We start from the raw sequence: 17,673 nt of genomic DNA, 5'->3' as shown, positions 1-17,673 counted from the left end.
GGTGGGCGGGCGTCCCCGCGCGTCGCGTTGACCCGCCCACCGGGCGGGCTTACCTTCGGAGTGCGCGAATCGCCCCGATGTGATTTTCCAGGTCGGGGAAGGTCAAACCCCCGGTTCCATGATCGTCCTCGCGCTCGGGTGGTGATCATGCGACGAGCCGGGTTCGGTGGTTCGCCGGCTTCGGCCGGGCGGAGGGAGGCAGGCGTGGTGGAGCGAGCACCTGGCGAGGATGCCGCCGCGGAGGGGTCGAAGCCGTTCCCGGAGACCGCGCTGCCGGACGAGCTCGTCGGCTACCGCGGCCCCGCGGCGTGCCAGATCGCCGGGATCACCTACCGGCAGCTGGACTACTGGGCGCGCACCAAGCTGGTCGGGCCGTCGATCCGCGGCGCCGCCGGTTCCGGGTCGCAGCGGCTGTACTCGTTCAAGGACATCCTGGTGCTCAAGGTCGTCAAGCGGCTGCTGGACACCGGGGTCTCGTTGCACAACATCCGGGTCGCGGTCGAGCACCTGCGCCACCGCGGGGTGGAGGACCTGGCCCGCATCACGCTGTTCAGCGACGGCACGACGGTCTACGAGTGCACCTCCGCCGAAGAGGTCGTGGACCTGCTGCAGGGCGGCCAGGGCGTGTTCGGCATCGCGGTCAGCGGCGCGATGCGCGAGATCACCGGCACCATCCACGAGTTCCCCGCCGAGCGCGCCGACGGTGCCGAGCCGGACGAGCCGGTCGCCGACGAGCTGTCGCGGCGCCGGGACCGCCGCATCGGCTGATCGCCGAGGCGCGCTAGCCCGCGGAGGCCGTCGAGCCGCCCGGCGCGGGTCCGGCCTGGCCGGCGCCAGGTGCGTGGGCCACCGCTCGACCCGATCGGCCGCTCTCACCCTGCGCGGGCCACCGTTCGGCTTGTTCGGTCCCGCTCGTCGTGCGTAGGCGCCGTTCGGCCTGTTCGGCCCCTCGTGCATAGGCCACCGTTCGGCCTGTCCGGTCCCGCTCGTCGTGCGCGGGCTGTCGGCGGATCCGGCCAGGACTTCCTGGTGCGCCGTGGCCGTCGCGTCACCGCCCGTCGATGTCACGCCCCGTGCCGCTGGGATGATCGGGCGGGATGAAGATCGCACCGTTCGGCCGTCACCGGATCGGGTAAGCTGCTGTGCATCGCCGACCCCGCGCGGGAGAGTTCGCCGTTGACCTGGTCAGCGGCGGCGCCGAAGGAGCAAACCCTCCCCGACAACCTCTCAGGCCTGCTGGACCGCACGGGCGAGATACCTCTGGAAAGCGGGACCACCGACGTGGTTCCCCGCCGACGGTGCAAGTCCGGTCCACGGACCGGGTGAAGCTCTCAGGCGTTCGCGTCGCGGACAGTGACAGAGGGGGAGAGCAGCACACGTGCTGCCGCCCTGTCCGTCGCGATGAATGAGGTGTGGCGATGACGACCGAAGACCGTATCCCGCTGGCCGCCCTGGAACACGGCACTCCGTTCGCCGACCGCCATGTCGGGCCGCTGCCCGCTGAGCTGGCCCGGATGCTCGACGTGATCGGCGTCGGGTCGCTGGAGGAGCTGGGGCAGTCGGCGGTGCCCGACGGCATCCGCGAGCGGGACCTGCAGCTGGCGCTGCCGGAACCGGCCACCGAAGCCGAGGCGCTCCAGCAGCTGCGCGACCTGGCCAGGCTGAACAGCCCGCACACCGAGATGATCGGCCTGGGCTACTACCCGACGATCACGCCGCCGGTGATCCGGCGCAACGTGCTGGAGAGCCCCGCCTGGTACACGGCGTACACGCCGTACCAGCCGGAGATCTCGCAGGGCAGGCTCGAAGCGCTGCTGAACTTCCAGACCATGGTGGCCGACCTGACCGGCGTGCCGGTCGCGAACTCGTCGATGCTCGACGAGGCCACCGCGGCGGCCGAGGGCATGACGCTGGTGCGCCGCGCGGGCCGGGCCAAGTCGCCGCGGTTCGTGGTGGACGCCGACGTGCTGCCGCAGACCCTCGCGGTGCTGCGCACGCGGGCGGAACCGCTGGGCATCGAGGTCGTGGTGGCGGACCTGTCCGCGGGCGCGTCGGCGCTGCCGGACGGCGAGTTCTTCGGGGCGCTGCTGGCCTACCCGGGTGCGTCCGGGGCGGTCCGCGACCACCAGGCGGTCATCGACGAGGTGCACGAGCGCGGCGGCATGGTGGTGGTCAGCGCCGACCTGCTCGCGCTGACGGTGCTGCGCGCTCCCGGTGAGCTGGGCGCGGACGTGGTGGTGGGCACGACGCAGCGCTTCGGCGTCCCGATGGGCTTCGGCGGCCCGCACGCCGGTTACATGGCGGTGCGCAAGGGCATCGAGCGGCAGCTGCCCGGCCGGCTGGTCGGGGTGAGCGTCGACGCGGACGGGAACCAGGCCTACCGGCTGGCGCTGCAGACCCGCGAGCAGCACATCCGCCGGGAGAAGGCCACCAGCAACATCTGCACCGCCCAGGTGCTGCTCGCCGTGGTGGCGGGCATGTACGGCGTGTACCACGGTCCCGCCGGGCTGCGGGCCATCGCGAAGCGGGCGCACCGGATGGCGGCGGTGCTGGCCGAGCGGCTGCGCCGCGGCGGGGTGCGCATCGTGCACGCCGAGTTCTTCGACACCCTCGTCGCCGAGGTCCCCGGCCGGGCCGCCGAGGTGGTCCGCGCCGCGCGGGACGGCGGCATCAACCTGCGCCACATCGACGACGACCACGTCGGCGTCAGCTGCGACGAGACCACCACTCGGGAAGCGCTGGTGCGGGTCGCGGAGGCGTTCGGCATCGCCGGGGGTTCGCTGGCCGGCATCGACGAGCTGGACGCCGAGACCGACGACGCGCTGCCGACCGCGCTGCTGCGCACCTCCGAGTACATGACGCACCCGGTGTTCCACGCGCACCGCTCGGAGACCTCGCTGCTGCGCTACCTGCGCAGCCTGTCCGATTCGGACGTGGCGCTGGACCGCAGCATGATCCCGCTGGGCTCCTGCACGATGAAGCTCAACGCGACCGCGGAGATGGAGCCGATCACCTGGCCGGAGTTCGCCGAGCTCCACCCGTTCGCGCCCGCCCAGGACGCCACCGGCCTGCTGGAGATCGTGCACGACCTGGAGCGCTGGCTGGCCGAGATCACCGGGTACCACTCGGTGAGCCTGCAGCCGAACGCGGGCAGCCAGGGCGAGTTCGCCGGGCTGCTGGCCATCCGCGCCTACCACCACAGCCGTGGTGCGGCGGCGCGGGACGTGTGCCTGATCCCGGCGAGCGCGCACGGCACCAACGCGGCCAGCGCCGTGATGGCCGGGCTGCGCGTGGTCGTGGTGCGCTGCGACGACCAGGGCAACATCGAGCTCGACCACCTGCGCGAAGTCGTCGACCAGCACCGCGACGACCTCGCCGCCATCATGATCACCTATCCGTCCACGCACGGCGTGTACGAGGACACCGTGGAACAGGTGTGCGGGCTGGTGCACGAGGCGGGCGGCCAGGTCTACGTGGACGGCGCGAACTTGAACGCGCTCATCGGCCTGGCGCGGATGGGCGAGTTCGGCTCCGACGTCTCGCACCTGAACCTGCACAAGACGTTCTGCATCCCGCACGGCGGTGGCGGTCCCGGCGTCGGCCCGATCGGGGTGCGCGAGCACCTGGCGCCGTTCCTGCCGAACCACCCGCTGCAGCCCGCCGCGGGGCCGGAGACCGGGGTCGGGCCGATCAGCGCCGCGCCGTGGGGCAGCGCCTCGATCCTGCCGATCTCCTGGGCCTACGTGCGGATGATGGGCTCCGACGGGCTGCGGCGGGCGACGCTGACGGCCGTCGCCGCGGCGAACTACGTGGCGCGGCGGCTCGACGAGCACTTCCCGGTGCTCTACACCGGCTCCGGCGGGTTCGTCGCCCACGAGTGCATCCTGGACCTGCGGCCGCTCACCAAGGCCTCCGGCGTCACCGTGGACGACGTGGCCAAACGGCTCGCCGACTACGGGCTGCACGCGCCGACGATGTCGTTCCCGGTGGCGGGCACGCTGATGGTGGAGCCGACCGAGAGCGAGAACCTCGCCGAGCTGGACCGGTTCTGCGACGCGATGATCGCCATCAAGGGCGAGATCGACAAGGTCGCCGGCGGCCACTGGCCGGCCGACGACAACCCGCTCGTGCACGCTCCGCACACGGCGGCCTCGCTGGCCGGGCCGTGGGAGCACCCCTACAGCCGGGCGGAGGCGGCTTACCCGATGGGCACCGGGGCGCCGAAGGTGTGGCCCGCGGTGCGCCGGATCGACGGGGCACGCGGGGACCGGAACCTGGTGTGCTCGTGCCCTCCGCTTTCGGCCTACGAGGGCTGACCGCGGCGCGGGGGTGAGCGGGAGCCGCCGCCGATGCACTACGGTGGGCGACTCCATCCGATCGCCTCCGAGAGGAGTGCAGCAATGCTCACGATCAGCGAGAGCGCAGCCGAGGTCATCAAGGTCGTGTTGGCCGGCGGTGACTCGCCCGAAGGATCGGGGCTGCGCATCGCCCCGGTCGCGGACGAGGCCGGGCAGGCCGAGTTGCAGGCGTCGATCGCCAGCGAGCCGCAGGGAGACGACCAGGTGTTGGAGGAATCCGGTGCCCGGGTCTTCCTCGAACCGCAGGCGGCGTCGCTGCTGGGCGACAAGGTGCTCGACGCCGAGCGCGACGACAACGGCGAGCTGAACCTGGCCGTCCGGGACTGAGCCGCAGCGACCCGCCGCGCGCGGGTCACCGAGCCGACGACAGCGCCGGCCGGGAGCGGGGGAGCGACCTTCCCCGGCCTGGTCGGCGCTGCCGCGTTCCGGGCTCAGCCCACCGGCTGCGAAACGGCCAGCAGCCGTTCGCAGTGTTCCACCAGCCGGTCCCGCAGCGGCGCGGCCCGCTCGGCGAACTCGCGCTGCGCGCGCACGTAGGCGGCGCGGCCCTCGGGCGTCTCCACCGCGACCGGCGGGTAGCCGAGGGCGGCGAGGTCGTAGGGGCTGGCGCGCATGTCCAGCTCGCGGATGTCCACCGCCAGTTCGAAGCAGTCGGCGACGAGTTCGGCGGGCACCAGCGGATCCAGTTTGTAGGCCCACTTGAACAGGTCCATGTTGCCGTGGAGGCATCCCGGCTGTTCCAGGGCGACCTGGTCCTCGCGGGCCGGTTGCAGCGCGTTCAACGGCCGCGCGGGCGGGGTGAAGAACCGGAAGGCGTCGTGGTGGGTGCACTTGATGGGCATCGACTCGACGACCGCGTCGGTGCCCGCGTGCCCGAGCCGCAGCGGCCAGGACTCGTGGCGCACGTCGCCGGGGGAGGTGCGGTAGACCATCGCCCACTCGTGCAGCCCGAAGCAGCCCAGCTGCGGGCTGCGGGAGCGCACCGCGGTGAGCAGCCCGTGCACGAAGCGCACCGACTCGCGGCGCTTCGCGGTGAGCACCGCCGGGTCCAGCGCCACGCCCTCGGGGACGCGCCGGTAGCCGCGGCGCTCCAGGAACTCGGCGCCGCCTTCGAGCGCGACGCCGAAACCGGGCTGCCAGCGCTCCAGCAGCGACGGGCGGTGCGAGTAGTAGGTGAACAGGAAGTCCATCACCGGGTGCTTCTCCCCGGCGCGCTGCCTGCGCCGGTGCGGTCCGGTCCAGCGCTCCACCCGCTCCCGGTGCGCGTTCGCGCGGTCCCGCCATTCCTGTTCGCCCAGCACTCGCATAGTGCCGCCAGGATAGGTCAGCCCTCGTCGGGGCCGGTCCGGCCGGGGCGCAGCTGCGCGATCAGCTCCCGCAGCCGCGGCGGGACCGGTGCCTTGGCGCCTTCCGGGTCGTGGCAGGCGAAGGTCATCCGGCCGTGGACGACGAGCTCGTCGTCCCGGGTGAACTCGAAGCCCAGCGAGTAGGAGGTGGTGCCGACCCGGTCCTGCACCACCTCGCAGGCCAGTTCGTCGAACACCCGCACCGGCGCCAGGTAGGTGGCCGCCGAGCGCACCCCGACCGTCCCGGTGCCCAGCTGCGCGGCCAGCTCCGCCGAGCGCAGCCCGCGGGCGTGCAGCCAGCTGCTGTAGGCCCGCTCCATCCACGGGTAGTAGATCGCGAAGTACGCGATGCCGAGCGCGTCGCAGTCCCCGTAGGACAGCTGGAAGCGCTGCACCTGGTCCACCGCCATCACCCTCCGATGTGGACGGACGCGGTGCCGGAGAGCACCGGATCGCCGCCGAGCACGTCGAGTCCGACCGCGCAGCACGCCACCAGGACACCGTCCTGTTCGGACACGCCGGTCACCGTGCCGTGCGCGCGCAACCGGTCCCCGGCGAACACCGCGCCGAGGTGGCGCAACCGCAGCTCCCGGATCCGGTGCGCCCCGCCCGCCCAGCGCGCCAGCATCGACACCACGTACGCCTGGTTCAGCGGCCCCTGGTTCACCACCCGATCGCCGAGCCCGAGGGCGCGCACCGCGGCCGGGTCGAAGTGGATCGGGTTCGCGTCCCGCATCAGGGCGGCCATCGTCTTCATCTTCTCCGCGCTGACCGGGCCGACCTGGTGGTCGGGCAGCACGTCCCCTGGCCGCACGCCGCTCATCGGGGCCGCCGCGGGAACAGGATCGAGCTGGTGCAGGACGCGGCCGCTGACCCGTCCGGTTCGTGCAGGTCCAGCCGGTACTCGACCAGGTCGAACACGCCGGTGCGAGCGCCGCGCTTGCGCCGTGCCGACTCGATCCGGCCCCGCACCGCGTAGGTGGCGCCGACCCGCAGCGGGCGGTGCAGCACGGTGTGCACCTCCCCGGCCATCGGGCCGTCCGACTCGCGGGCGCCGAACCAGCCCCAGAACCGCTCCCAGCTCACCCCCATCGCCGAGGTCGCGGCGAGGAACGCGAACACCGGGCTGCCGGCCCCGTCGTCCGGATCGGCGAGCGCGCAGTCGTTGACCAGCCGCACCCACCACGGCTCCACGGTGAACTCCCCGCCGGGGAACTCGGTGCCGACGAGCTCGGCCAGCGCCGCCTCGTCGGGTACGGCTGAGGTCATGTCCGCTCCTGATCCGCCCAGTAGGGGGCGCGCAGCTCGCGCTTGATCACTTTCCCGGTCGGGGCCTTGGGCAGGCTCGCGACGAAGTCCACCGACTTCGGCTTCTGGTAGGACGGCAGCCGCTGCCGGGCGGTGGCGATGATCTCGGCTTCGGTGGCGGTGGTGCCGGGTTTGAGCACCACGACGGCCTTCACGTTCTCGCCCCACTCCGGATCGGGCACGCCGATGACCGCGCACTCCAGCACCGCGGGGTGGGCCGCGACGGCCTCTTCGACGGCGACGCTGTAGATGTTCTCCCCGCCCGAGATGATCATGTCCTTGGCGCGGTCGACCACGTAGACGTAACGGTCCTCGTCCCAGGTCGCCACATCCCCGGTCCACAACCACCCGTCGCGCAGCGTGCGCGCGGTCAGCTCGGGCCGGTTCCAGTAGCGGGCCATGTTCGCCTCCGAGCGCACCACGATCTGGCCCGGCGTGCGGCCGTCCCGCGGCACCTCGGCACCCGAGTCGTCCAGCACCCGCAGCCGGGCCCCGAAGCCCTCCCGCCCGCAGGAGCGCAACCGGTGCGGGTGGTGCCCGGCGATCGCTGCCGCGTGGTCCTCCTGGGACAGGAACGCCATGCCCGGGCCCTCGGTCTGCCCGTAGCCCTGGATCAGCGAGCACGGGAACGACTCCAGCGCGGCCCGCACCACCGAGGTGGGCATCGGCCCGCCGCCGTACTGGATGTTGCGCAGGCTGCGCAGGTCGTAGCGGTCGAACCCCGGCACCGCGAGCATCCAGTTCAGCATCGTGGTGATGCCGAGGAACGCCGAGACCCGCTCCTGCTCGATGACCCGCAACGCCTGCTCGGCCGCGAAGTCCACCAGCACCAGCGGACAGCCGTGCCGCAGGTAGTTCATCGCCAGCACGATCGGGATGTGGAACATCTGCCCGGTCAGCAGGTACACGTCGCCCGGCACGATCCGCTCGGCGACGGTCTGGTGCACGCCGCCCGCCTCGGCGCTGCGGTGGGTGTGCAGCGCGCCCTTGCTGCGGCCGGTGGTGCCGCCGGTGTGGAGGATGAAGAACGGGTCGTGGTCGCCGACGTGCTCGCTACCGGGCGGTTCGGCGGCGGAGGCGACGGCCAGCAGCTCCTCGTAGCCGCCGTCACCGCCGAACTCCAGCCAGTGCGCCAGGTCGCAGGTCCGCCGCAGCTCCGCGGCCTGCGCGGACCACTCGGCGGCGGTGATCAGCGCCCGCGGCGTCGCGTCCCGCAGCAGCCGGGCCAGCTCCGCGGTGTCGAGCCGCCAGTTCAGCGGTTGCAGCACCAGCCCGGCCCGGCCGCAGGCGAAGTACAGCTCCAGCAGCTCCACCCGGTTCCGGGACAGCGCCGCCACCCGGTCGCCGCGGCACAATCCGAGCCCGAGCAGTCCGTTGGCGAGCCGCCGCACCCGCTCGTCCAGCTCAGCCCAGCGCACCCGCCGTCCGGTCGGCACGTCGTGCACGGCGAGCGCGCGCGGCGCCAGCGCCGCCCACTTCGCCGGGATGAGGCCCTGGTTGAGCGTCACGAGAACGGCAGGTCCAGCTCGACCCGCAGGTTGCTGATCCGCCAGCCCCCGGCTCCGTCCGGCGCTCCGCGCAGCTCGGCGAGGTAGCGGCCGGTGGTGACCGCGCGCAGCGCGCCGTCCGCCACCGCGAACAGGGTCAGGTAGTTGCGCGCCCGTGCCCGGTCACCGGCGTGCTCCAGCACCAGGTTGCTCAGCACGTGCCTGCGCCGGTCCCGCTGCGAACGCGCCGTCCCCCGGACCAGCTCGACGATGGCGTCGCGGCCGCGGACCGGGCCCGTCACCGCGCCGTCCGCCACGTGCACCGACAGCTCGGCGTCGGCGGTGAAGCAGTCCGCGAGCAGCTCCAGATCGCCCTCGTCGTAGCCGAGCGCGTACCGCGCCAGCACGTCCTCGACGGCGGAGCGGACCGCCGCGCTCACCGGACGCCGACCCCGGCGTCGACGGGGAACGCCGCGCCGGTCACGAACCGCGCCTCGTCGCCCGCGAGGAACGCGACCGCGTCGCTGACGTCGGACTCGCGCACCCACGGCGTCGGCAGCACGTGCATCGCCCGCATCGCCGGTTCCGCGTTCTCCAGCGTCGGTTCCGCGCCGGGCGGGCTGAACATCCCGTAGAAGGTCGGGTGCTGGATCATCGGCGTGCTCACGTTCGTCGGGTGGATCGTGTTGACCCGGATGCCGTGCTCGCCGAGCTCACCGGCGAGACTCTGCATCAACCCGACCACGCCCTGCTTGGCGGCCGAATAGTGCGCCAGCCCGCCGCGGCCCTTCAACCCGGCGACCGAGGAGATGAGCAGCAGGCAGCCGCCGTCGCCCTGCTCGATCATCGTCGGGATCGCGGCCTTCGCAGTGTGGAAGACCCCGGTGAGGTTCACGTCGATCATGTCCTGCCACTGCTCGGCGGTCAGCTCCCAGCTGCGGCCGAAGGAGACGATGCCCGCGTTGGCGATGACGACGTCGACCCTGCCGAGCTCGGCCACGCCCGAGTCGAACGCGGCCTGCAGCCCGTCGAAGTCGCGCACGTCGGCGATCCGGGCCACCGCGCGCCTGCCCAGTTCCTCGACGCGGCGGGCGGTCTCGGCCAGGTCGTGCTCGGTGGGCATCGAGTAGACCGGCGCGACCGAGTCGATCTCGGCGCACCGGTCGACGGCGATGACGTCGGCGCCCTCGGCGGCCAGCCGCAGCGCGTGAGAACGTCCCTGCCCCCGCGCCGCCCCGGTGATGAACGCGACCTTGCCGGCCATCCGATCGGCCATCCGTCCGCCCTTCTTCGCGCGCCCCGCGGCGCGCGGTGCGCGTGCTGCCGGGAGCCCGCGGCCCCGGTCCGGAGCCCCGGCTCCGTAGCGGAGTATGGCCGTGCCGATCTTGCTGTCAAGGCACCGGAAACCGCTCCTGAACAGCCCCCGCGGCCCGCGCCGGACCGGTCGCCGGGGCCGTTCGCTGCGCAGTTGCGGCGATCGCGCACGGTGTTGCGGGCATCACCGCGCGTGCCCGGGAGTCGCGAATTCACGCGTTCGGCGCAGGACAGCCCCGCCGCGCTCGTCACCCGTTCGGCGGGAGACCGGGCGGGAAGACGGCGACGCGGGCCGCCCCCGAGGGGACGACCCGCGTCGATCGAGCTCCGCGCCGGTCAGGCGGTGACGTGCGTGCCGTCCCGGACGGTGCCCACGTACTCCTCCACCAGGTCCTCCAACGCGACCACGCCGTGCGAGGCGCCGTCCGAATCGACCGCGACCGCCAGGTGGCTGCGCGCCCGCCGCAGCGAGGTCAGCGCCTGGTCCAGCCGGGCCGTCACCGGAACCGACGGCAACCTGCGGATGCGGGTGGACGCGATCGGGGTGGACGGTTCGCCGCCGGCCTGGTCCAGCACGTCCTTCACGTGCAGGTAGCCGAGCAGCTCGCCGGAGTCCGCGCGCACCGGGAAGCGGGAGAACCCGGTGCTGGAGACCGCGTGCTCCACGTCGCCCAGCGTCGGCGCGCCGGGCAGGCTGGTCACCTGGTCCAGCGGCACCAGCACGTCGGCGACGGTGTGCTCCACCGACGACAGCGTCTGCGCGAGCCTGCGGTGCTCGGACTGCTCCAGCAGGCCCTCCCGCCGCGACTCCACCAGCAGCTCGGCCAGCTCGGAGGACGTGTACGCCGTGTCCAGCTCGTCCTTCGGCTCCACCTTCAGCGCCTTGAGCACGCCGTTCGCCATCATGTTGAACAGCGCGATCAGCGGCCGCGCCAGCTTCACGAACGCCACCAGCGCGGGCACCAGCCACAGCGCGAGCCGCTCCGGGTCCGCCAGCGCCAGGTTCTTCGGCACCATCTCGCCGATCAGCACGTGCAGCACCACCACGATCGCCAGCGCGATCGTGAAGCCCAGCGCGTGCACCACGGGCGCGGGCACCGAGAACGGCTGGATGAGCAGCTCCAGCCGGTGCGCCACGGCCGGTTCGCCGAGCCGGCCCAGGCCCAGCGAGCACAGCGTGATGCCCAGCTGGGCGCTGGTGAGCATCAGCGAACCCTCCTGGCTCGCCTTGATCACGGTGCGGGCCCGGCTCACGCCCTGGTCCAGCAGCGCCTCCAGCCGGTCCCGGCGGGAGGACAGCAGCGAGAACTCCGCGCCCACGAAGAACGCGTTGAGCAGCAGCAGCAGGACGCCGAGCAGGATCGCCACGGTGTCGCTCATCGGGTTCCCCCAGAGGTGCCGGTGGAGTCGGCCGGGCGGTGCGCCCGGGTCAGGCGCAGCTCGGCGATGCGGTGGCGGTCCATGCTCGCGACGGTGAGCCGCCACGGGCCCACCTCGACCTGGTCGCCGTAGGCCGGGATGCGGCCCAGCCGCGCCAGCACCAGACCGGCGACGGTCTCGTACTCGCCCTCGGGCATCTCGAAGCCGGTGGCCTCCTCGATCTCGTCGGCGCGCAGCAGCCCGGAGACGATCCAGGTGCCTTCGGTCAGCGGGCGCACCGCGGCGGTCTCCCGCCGGTCGTGCTCGTCGCGGACGTCACCGATGATCTCCTCGACCACGTCCTCCAAGCTCACCAGGCCCGCGGTGCCGCCGTACTCGTCGACGACCAGGGCCAGCTGCAGCCCGGAACCGCGCAGCCGGTTCAGCAGCGAATCGCCGTCCAGCGTCTCCGGCACCGTCGGCACCGGGCGGGCCAGCGACCCGACCCGGGTGCTGTCGCGCTGGTCGGCGGGCACGCCGAACGCCTGCTTCACGTGCACGACGCCCTGCACGCCGTCCAGGTCGTGGTCGTGCACCGGGAACCGGGAGAACCCGGTGCGCCGGGCCAGCGTCAGCAGGTCCAGCACCGACGCGTCCGAGGACAGCGACTCGACCTTCACCCGCGGCGTCATCAGCTCGTCCGCGGAGCGGTCGCCGAAGCGCAGCGAGCGGTCCATCAGGACCGCGGTGGACTCGTCGAGCGTGCCGTGCTCGGCGCTGGAGCGGACGATCGAGCCGAGCTCGTCGGGGGAGCGCGCCGAACGCAGCTCCTCCTGCGGCTCGATGCCGAAGCGGCGCACCGCCCAGTTCGCGCTGTTGTTCATGCTGTCGATCAACCAGCGGAACACCTGCGAGAAGCGGGAGTGGTAGCCGGAGACGGCGCGGGCGGTCGGCAGCGGGCGCGCGATGGCCAGGTTCTTCGGCACCATCTCGCCGAACACCATCGACAGCGTGGTGGCCAGCAGGATCGCCACCACCAGCGAGATCGGTGCCGCTACCGCGTTCGGCAGGCCGACGGCCAGGAACGCCGGGCGCAGCAGCTCACCGATCAGCGGCTCGGCCACGTAACCCGTGATCAGGGTGGTCAGGGTGATGGCGACCTGCGCGCCGGAGAGCTGGAACGAGAGGGTGCGGTGCGCGCGCTGCACCGCTTTCGCCCGGCGGTCGCCGACCTGGGTGACGTGGGCGTCGACGGTGCTGCGTTCCAGCGAGGTCAGGGAGAATTCCGCGGCCACGGCGAGCGCGGTGCCCAAGGTGAGCACGGCGACGAACAGGAGTCCGAGGACGGAGAGCACGATGGCCATCAGCGATCACCTCGCCGCAGGCCGGTAGTGAGCGGAAAGCCGGGACCACGTCCCGGCTCGGTACTTCCTTCAGGGGACTGTGCCGTGGGCACCGAACGTGTCACTCCTCGGGAGGAAATCGGAAATAAGCGACCCGAGTATATCCCGATCGGAGCACCGGAACCGCGCATCGTGACTCCGGCGACGCGCGGAGGGGTGGCGGAGCCGCGCGGTGCGACGGTGCCGCCACCCGCGGTCACGCCGCCGCGTCCCTCCGGCAGGACGCGGCGGGAAGGGCCGCGGGGAGCGGTGGATGCGGTGGGTTGCGTCCGATCGGCGGTAGCGCGACCGCGCCGAGTGCTCGCGCAACAGCGCTGCGTACGCCGCTGCGGATGATCACCCCACCGATTTTCACCGTATTTCCAGGTTGCGGTTCACACCATTTGGGCAAGGCGTAACCTCTGCGCAGTTCCGCACGCGGCCACCCGCCGCATCCAGCACCAGAGAGGTCGTGATCGTGAGTACCCCCACGGTTGCGGACGCGCCGCAGCAGGGCTTCTTCGGCCAGCCACGGGCACTGTCCACGCTGTTCTTCACCGAGATGTGGGAGCGGTTCTCCTACTACGGGATGCGCGGGATCCTCGCGCTCTACCTGTACACGGCCGTGCAGGACGGTGGTCTCGGGCTCCCGGAGACCACCGCCACCTCGCTCGTCTCCGCCTACGGCGCCTCGGTGTACCTGACCGGTGTCGCGGGTGGCTGGATCGCCGACCGGATCTTCGGTGCTCGCCGCGCCGTGTTCTGGGGCGGCGTCCTGATCATGTTCGGGCACATCGCGATGGCGGTGCCCGGCGGGCTGGCCACCACCGGCATCGGCATCGTGCTGATCATCGCCGGTACCGGCTTGCTCAAGCCGAACGTCTCGAAGATGGTCGGCGACCTCTACGCGCAGCAGGACAAGCGCCGCGACGCCGGTTTCTCGATCTTCTACATGGGGATCAACCTCGGCGGGTTCGCCGGGCCGCTGATCGCCGGGTTCCTCCAGTCCGAGATCGGCTTCCACTGGGGCTTCGGCGCCGCCGCGGTCGGCATGGCGCTGGGCCTGGTGCAGTACGTGCTGGGCAGGCGCAACCTCTCCAGCGTCAGCGAGGTGCCCGGCAACCCGCTGCCCGCCGAGCACAAGGGCGCCGTGCTGGGCCGGGCCGGCGGTATCGCCGCGGTGTTCGTGATCGGGCTGGTGGCGCTGGTCGGCACCGGGGTCATCGGCCTCGCCGGCCTGGTCAACGTGGTCACGGTGATCTCGGCCGTGCTGCCGATCGCCTACTTCGCGGTGATGCTCAGCAGCAAGCAGATCAACAAGGTGGAGCGGGAGCGGCTCGTCGCCTACATCCCGCTGTTCCTGGCGACCGCGCTGTTCTTCATGCTCTTCGAGCAGCAGGCCAGCACCCTGGTGATCGTCACCGACATGCAGACCACCCACGAGGTGTTCGGCTGGGAGTTCCCGGTCAGCTGGTTCCAGTCGATCAACTCGCTGGCGATCATCGTCCTGGCACCGGTGTTCGCCGCGCTGTGGCTGAAGTTGGGCGACCGGCAGCCGAGCACGCCGATCAAGTTCGTCGGCGGTCTCGTGTTCGTCGGGCTGGGCTTCTTGTGGGTCGTGGTGTCCGGGTTCATCACCGACTCCAGTGGCAAGCAGCTGGCGCTGGTGGTGGCGCTGGTGTTCGTCATCCTCACCATCGGTGAGCTGATGATCTCGCCGGTGGGCCTGTCGGTGACCACGAAGCTGGCGCCGCCGGTGTTCTCCTCGCAGACGATGGGCCTGTACTTCCTGGCCCCGGCGCTCGGGCAGGGCATCGGTGCGCAGGTGGTGAAGCTCTACGACCCGGCGAACCAGACGCTGTACTTCGGCGTGATCGGGTTGGCGACCATCGCCTGCGGCGGGCTGCTCGCGCTGGGCGCGCCGAAGATCAAGAAGTTGATGCACGGGGTTCCGTGATCGAGTTCCTCGGCGGCGGGCGGTCCGGTTCGGGTCGCCCGCCGCGTCATGCCGGGGCCCGTTCCGGGGTGCTGCCGAGCCCGGTCTCCTCGGCGAGGTCGTCCAGCAGCCCCCGCAGCCGGTCCAGGGTGGCGAGCGTGCGGTGCAGCGACGTCGGGTCCTGCGGCAGCGACTCGGCCAGGTCGCGCAGGTCGTCGGCCCAGGACTGCGCGGACTCGCGGGCCTCCCGGAGGCCCTGGGTGGCCTCCGCGGTCATCGACGCCGCCGTCTCGGCCATCGCCCACAGCAGCTCGGCCAGCCGGTCCCGGGTGTCCTCGTCGAGCATGTCCACGGTCGGCGGCAGCACCGCCGCCAGGTTGCGGGTGGCGTAGGCGCAGCCGGTGAGCACCGTGAGGGACCGGTCCAGCGCGCTGCGCCGCGACGGCATCCGGTAGGCCACCAGCGGCCGGGCGCTGGAGAGCGCGCTGTGCAGCGCGTCGTCGACCTCCCGGACAGCTTCGCGCAGGCCGTCGCCGCAGTCGCCCGCGCCGACCGCGGTGCCGGTGGAGCGCAGCAGGTCCCGCAGCCGCAGCAGGAAGTCCTCGGTGTTGTCCCGCAGCAGCCGCCGGGTGCGGGTGGGCAGCACCACGGTCGCCGCCAGCACGCCCGCGCTCGCACCGATCGCGGTCTCGGCCAGGCGCACGCCCAGCACGTTCACGTCGAACGTGCCCAGCACGCCGTAGAGCGCCCCGAGCATCGTGGTGATGAAGAACGTCATCCCGGCGTAGGACACCCCCGCCAGGTAGAACGCGGCGAACACGCAGCACAGGATCATCAGCAGCTCCGCCGTGGCGTCACCGGTGATGCGGGAGGCGACCAGCACCCCGGCCACCACCCCGAGCATCGTGCCCGCGGTGCGCTGCCAGGCGCGCACCAGCAGTTCGCCGCGGCTGTTGGCGCTGATGAACACCACGAACGCCGTGATCACCGCCCAGTACCAGCGGTTCGGCGAGACCAGCTGGCCGAGCACGATCGCCATCGCCGCGGCGCAGGTGACCTGCACGGCGGCGCGCAGCTCGGGACGGCGCAGCCCGGTCTCCTCGCGGTCGGTCCGGTCCTCGTCGGGTTCGCGCTCGTCGCCGGAGCGCTGCCCGGTGCCCTCGTCATCGGTGTCGTCGGTGCGCGGCCCGACGCGGCCGAGGTCTCCGTACGCGGTGGTGAGCTCGGCGAGCGCGGCGCCGAGCCTGCGGATCGCCATCGCCAGCTCCACTGAACCGTCCCGCCGCCGCGGCCGGGACGCGCCGTCGTCCGGCTGCCCGGCGGCGCGCACCCCGTCGCGTTCGATGCGGTCGGCGAGCGAACGCGCTGCCGCCCGCACCTCGGAGGCGTCGCTGCGCACCACGGCCAGCAGGCCGGCCACCGCCTGCGGCACCGCCGTCCCGCCGCTGGGGTGGTCGAGCACCCGCATCAGCGGGTTCAGCAGGTTCTCCGCGGTCAGCTCGACGCTGAGGATGCGTCGCCGCAGCAGTTCCCGGCCCGCCTCGTCCAGCCCGTCGAGCTCGGCGACGGTGCCCTCCAGCATCCGGGCGGTCTCGTTGAGCCGCACCGAGCGGTGCCGCAGCCGCTTGCGGTGCCGCTCGGCCTCCGGCTGCTGGGCCAGCGCGCGCACCTCGTGCAGCAGGCCCTGCACCTGGGCGCGCAGCGTGCGCCGCCCCCGCTCCAGCACGCCGCGCGGGTCGTCGCGCAGCACCACGAACCGCAGGAGGAACGCGCTGCCCGCCCCGCACACCGCGGCCCACAGCAGGTCCGGCAGCTGCGGCAGCTGCGGGCGCAGGAACATCGCGAAGAAGTACCCCATGAACGCGACCATCCCGAACGCGAAGTACCGCGGGCCGAACCGCCGGATGTAGGTCGCCGCGAATACCACGGGGAGGAACAGCGCCACGTGCAGTACCGGCGCGCTCGCCGTGGCGGTGGCCAGGGTCAGCGAGAGCGCGGCGGGCACCGGCATCAGCAGCGTGGTGCGGCGGCGCTCCCGGTCGGTGGGGTCGTTCACCGCGGTGATCGAGTTGATCGCCACCACCGCGGCGACCATTCCGCTGGTCACCGGGCGGTGTAGCAGCACCAGCACGCCCATCGCGGCGCCGATCGCGCAGGCCGTGGCCAGCGTGACGCGGGTGGCGTTGCGCAGCCGGCGCAGCGCCGGGTCGGACGCGAGGAAGCGGTTCCACCACTCGCTGACCACGTGCGCTCGCTCCTTCCCGCCGCTCGCCGCGGCCGCCGCCGCGACCCTACGCCGCGCGTCCCCCGGACGGGCGGGGCGCGCCGGGCCGGGGGGGGGGCGGTCAGGCGCCGCGGTGGCGGCGCACGCTCTCCTCGACGACGTCGAGCACGGGGCCCAGGTCGTCGGCGGGCAGCCCCATCGCCAGGTGCGAGACGAGTCCTTCGAGGACCAGTTCGAGGTAGGCGGTGAGCACGTCCACGTCCACGTCGTCGCGCAGGTTCCCACCGTCGCGCTGCCACTGCAGGCGGGCCTTGGTGGCGGCGGTGAGCTGTTCGGAGCGCTGCGCCCAGCGGGCCCGGAACTCGGCGTCGGTGCGCAGCCGCCGGGACACCTCCAGCCGGGTGCCCAGCCACTCGGCCTCCGGTTCGCTGCCGCCGCCGGGGGTGCGGTCGGCGAGCAGGTCGCGCATCACCTGCACCAGGCCCTGCTCGGCGACCACGTCGGCCATCCGGGCGGCGTCGTCCTCGGCGAGCGCCAGGAACAGGGATTCCTTGTCCTTGAAGTGGTGGAAGATCGCGCCGCGGGACAGCCCGGTGGCCTCTTCGAGCCTGCGGACGGTGGCGCCTTCGTAGCCGTTGCGGGCGAAGCAGCTGCGGGCACCGTCGAGGATCTGGCGGCGCCTGGCCTGGAGGTGATCCTGACTGACCCTGGGCATGGGTTGATCGTCCCAGCTCCGTCGCGCCGCATGCAATCCGTACGTACGTATTGTTGGCAACCGTCCACCTGTTGGGGAATTATCGCGCAGAGGCACTGGACTTTTCCGCACACCTGCGCACCGAATTCGACCCGCCCGCGCACTTCGCCCGATTCCGGGCGTTCCCGCCGGCTCCGGTCGGGCAGGCACCGCGCCCGGACGGTCCCGGCGGCCCCGCGACGGGCCCCGGTGACGCCGGTGCCCC

15 protein-coding genes and 1 riboswitch are annotated in these 17,673 nt (G+C 72.6%); of the genes, 4 read left to right on the top strand and 11 right to left on the bottom strand.

Going from position 1 to position 17,673, the window contains the following annotated elements; all coding sequences use genetic code 11:
* The first annotated feature begins 147 nt into the window (after window positions 1-147).
* The 3 genes from LCD33_RS13870 (at window position 148) to LCD33_RS13860 (ending at window position 4,685) form a co-directional block, all read left to right on the top strand.
* Window positions 148-768 (top strand): MerR family transcriptional regulator, encoded by a 621-nt coding sequence (locus LCD33_RS13870; RefSeq protein WP_255614343.1) that lies wholly within the window; start codon window positions 148-150, stop codon window positions 766-768.
* 383 nt (window positions 769-1,151) lie between these two features.
* Window positions 1,152-1,254: riboswitch (glycine riboswitch) on the top strand.
* 164 nt (window positions 1,255-1,418) lie between these two features.
* Window positions 1,419-4,316: an aminomethyl-transferring glycine dehydrogenase gene (gene gcvP, locus LCD33_RS13865; protein WP_224957387.1), complete on the top strand. Its 2,898-nt coding sequence runs from the start codon at window positions 1,419-1,421 to the stop codon at window positions 4,314-4,316.
* Between the two features lie 84 nt (window positions 4,317-4,400).
* Complete coding sequence (locus LCD33_RS13860; protein WP_224957388.1) at window positions 4,401-4,685, top strand: HesB/YadR/YfhF-family protein; 285 nt, start codon at window positions 4,401-4,403, stop codon at window positions 4,683-4,685.
* A 104-nt stretch (window positions 4,686-4,789) separates the two neighbouring features.
* Here LCD33_RS13860 and LCD33_RS13855 read toward each other — a convergent pair whose 3' ends face one another.
* The 9 genes from LCD33_RS13855 to LCD33_RS13815 form a co-directional block, all read right to left on the bottom strand.
* Window positions 4,790-5,665 (bottom strand): 3-methyladenine DNA glycosylase, encoded by an 876-nt coding sequence (locus LCD33_RS13855; RefSeq protein WP_224957389.1) that lies wholly within the window; start codon window positions 5,663-5,665, stop codon window positions 4,790-4,792.
* A 17-nt stretch (window positions 5,666-5,682) separates the two neighbouring features.
* Window positions 5,683-6,108 carry a thioesterase family protein gene (locus LCD33_RS13850; protein ID WP_224977921.1) on the bottom strand — a complete coding sequence of 142 codons (426 nt, stop codon included), beginning with the start codon at window positions 6,106-6,108 and terminating at the stop codon, window positions 5,683-5,685.
* Window positions 6,109-6,113: 5 nt separating this feature from the next.
* Entirely contained in the window at window positions 6,114-6,518 is a 405-nt protein-coding gene (locus LCD33_RS13845; protein WP_374108036.1) for a MaoC family dehydratase, read from the bottom strand.
* A gap of 5 nt (window positions 6,519-6,523) precedes the next feature.
* A complete protein-coding gene (locus LCD33_RS13840; protein ID WP_224977920.1) occupies window positions 6,524-6,973 on the bottom strand; it encodes a hypothetical protein in 450 nt (149 codons plus the stop codon).
* Window positions 6,970-8,520, bottom strand: coding sequence for an AMP-binding protein (locus LCD33_RS13835; RefSeq protein WP_224977919.1), 1,551 nt, complete (start codon window positions 8,518-8,520; stop codon window positions 6,970-6,972). Before LCD33_RS13835 ends, LCD33_RS13840 begins: the two co-directional genes overlap by 4 nt.
* The gene (locus tag LCD33_RS13830) at window positions 8,517-8,939 is read right to left on the bottom strand and encodes a nuclear transport factor 2 family protein (RefSeq protein ID WP_224957396.1); all 423 of its coding nucleotides are present in this window, start codon (window positions 8,937-8,939) and stop codon (window positions 8,517-8,519) included. Before LCD33_RS13830 ends, LCD33_RS13835 begins: the two co-directional genes overlap by 4 nt.
* Window positions 8,936-9,775 carry a mycofactocin-coupled SDR family oxidoreductase gene (locus tag LCD33_RS13825; RefSeq protein WP_224957399.1) on the bottom strand — a complete coding sequence of 280 codons (840 nt, stop codon included), beginning with the start codon at window positions 9,773-9,775 and terminating at the stop codon, window positions 8,936-8,938. Before LCD33_RS13825 ends, LCD33_RS13830 begins: the two co-directional genes overlap by 4 nt.
* A gap of 374 nt (window positions 9,776-10,149) precedes the next feature.
* On the bottom strand, window positions 10,150-11,193 hold the full coding sequence (locus tag LCD33_RS13820; protein ID WP_224957401.1) for a hemolysin family protein: 1,044 nt from the start codon (window positions 11,191-11,193) through the stop codon (window positions 10,150-10,152).
* Window positions 11,190-12,536, bottom strand: coding sequence for a hemolysin family protein (locus LCD33_RS13815; protein ID WP_224966147.1), 1,347 nt, complete (start codon window positions 12,534-12,536; stop codon window positions 11,190-11,192). The genes LCD33_RS13820 and LCD33_RS13815 overlap by 4 nt, the downstream gene beginning before the upstream one ends.
* 496 nt (window positions 12,537-13,032) lie before the next feature.
* On the opposite strand from LCD33_RS13815, the gene LCD33_RS13810 reads away from it, so the two are divergent.
* Window positions 13,033-14,511: a peptide MFS transporter gene (locus tag LCD33_RS13810; protein ID WP_308011277.1), complete on the top strand. Its 1,479-nt coding sequence runs from the start codon at window positions 13,033-13,035 to the stop codon at window positions 14,509-14,511.
* Window positions 14,512-14,557: 46 nt separating this feature from the next.
* On the opposite strand, the gene LCD33_RS13805 is transcribed toward LCD33_RS13810, so the two are convergent.
* Window positions 14,558-16,735, bottom strand: coding sequence for an FUSC family protein (locus LCD33_RS13805; RefSeq protein WP_224957404.1), 2,178 nt, complete (start codon window positions 16,733-16,735; stop codon window positions 14,558-14,560).
* 100 nt (window positions 16,736-16,835) lie between these two features.
* A complete protein-coding gene (locus LCD33_RS13800; protein ID WP_224966146.1) occupies window positions 16,836-17,429 on the bottom strand; it encodes a TetR/AcrR family transcriptional regulator in 594 nt (197 codons plus the stop codon).
* Between the last annotated feature and the right edge of the window lie 244 nt (window positions 17,430-17,673).

The sequence above is a fragment of the Saccharopolyspora sp. 7B genome (genome assembly GCF_020177435.1).
Taxonomy (GTDB): Bacteria; Actinomycetota; Actinomycetes; order Mycobacteriales; family Pseudonocardiaceae; genus Saccharopolyspora_C; species Saccharopolyspora_C gregorii.
Note: the sequence above shows the minus strand (reverse complement) of the source record. Positions and strands in the feature narration are given on the sequence as shown.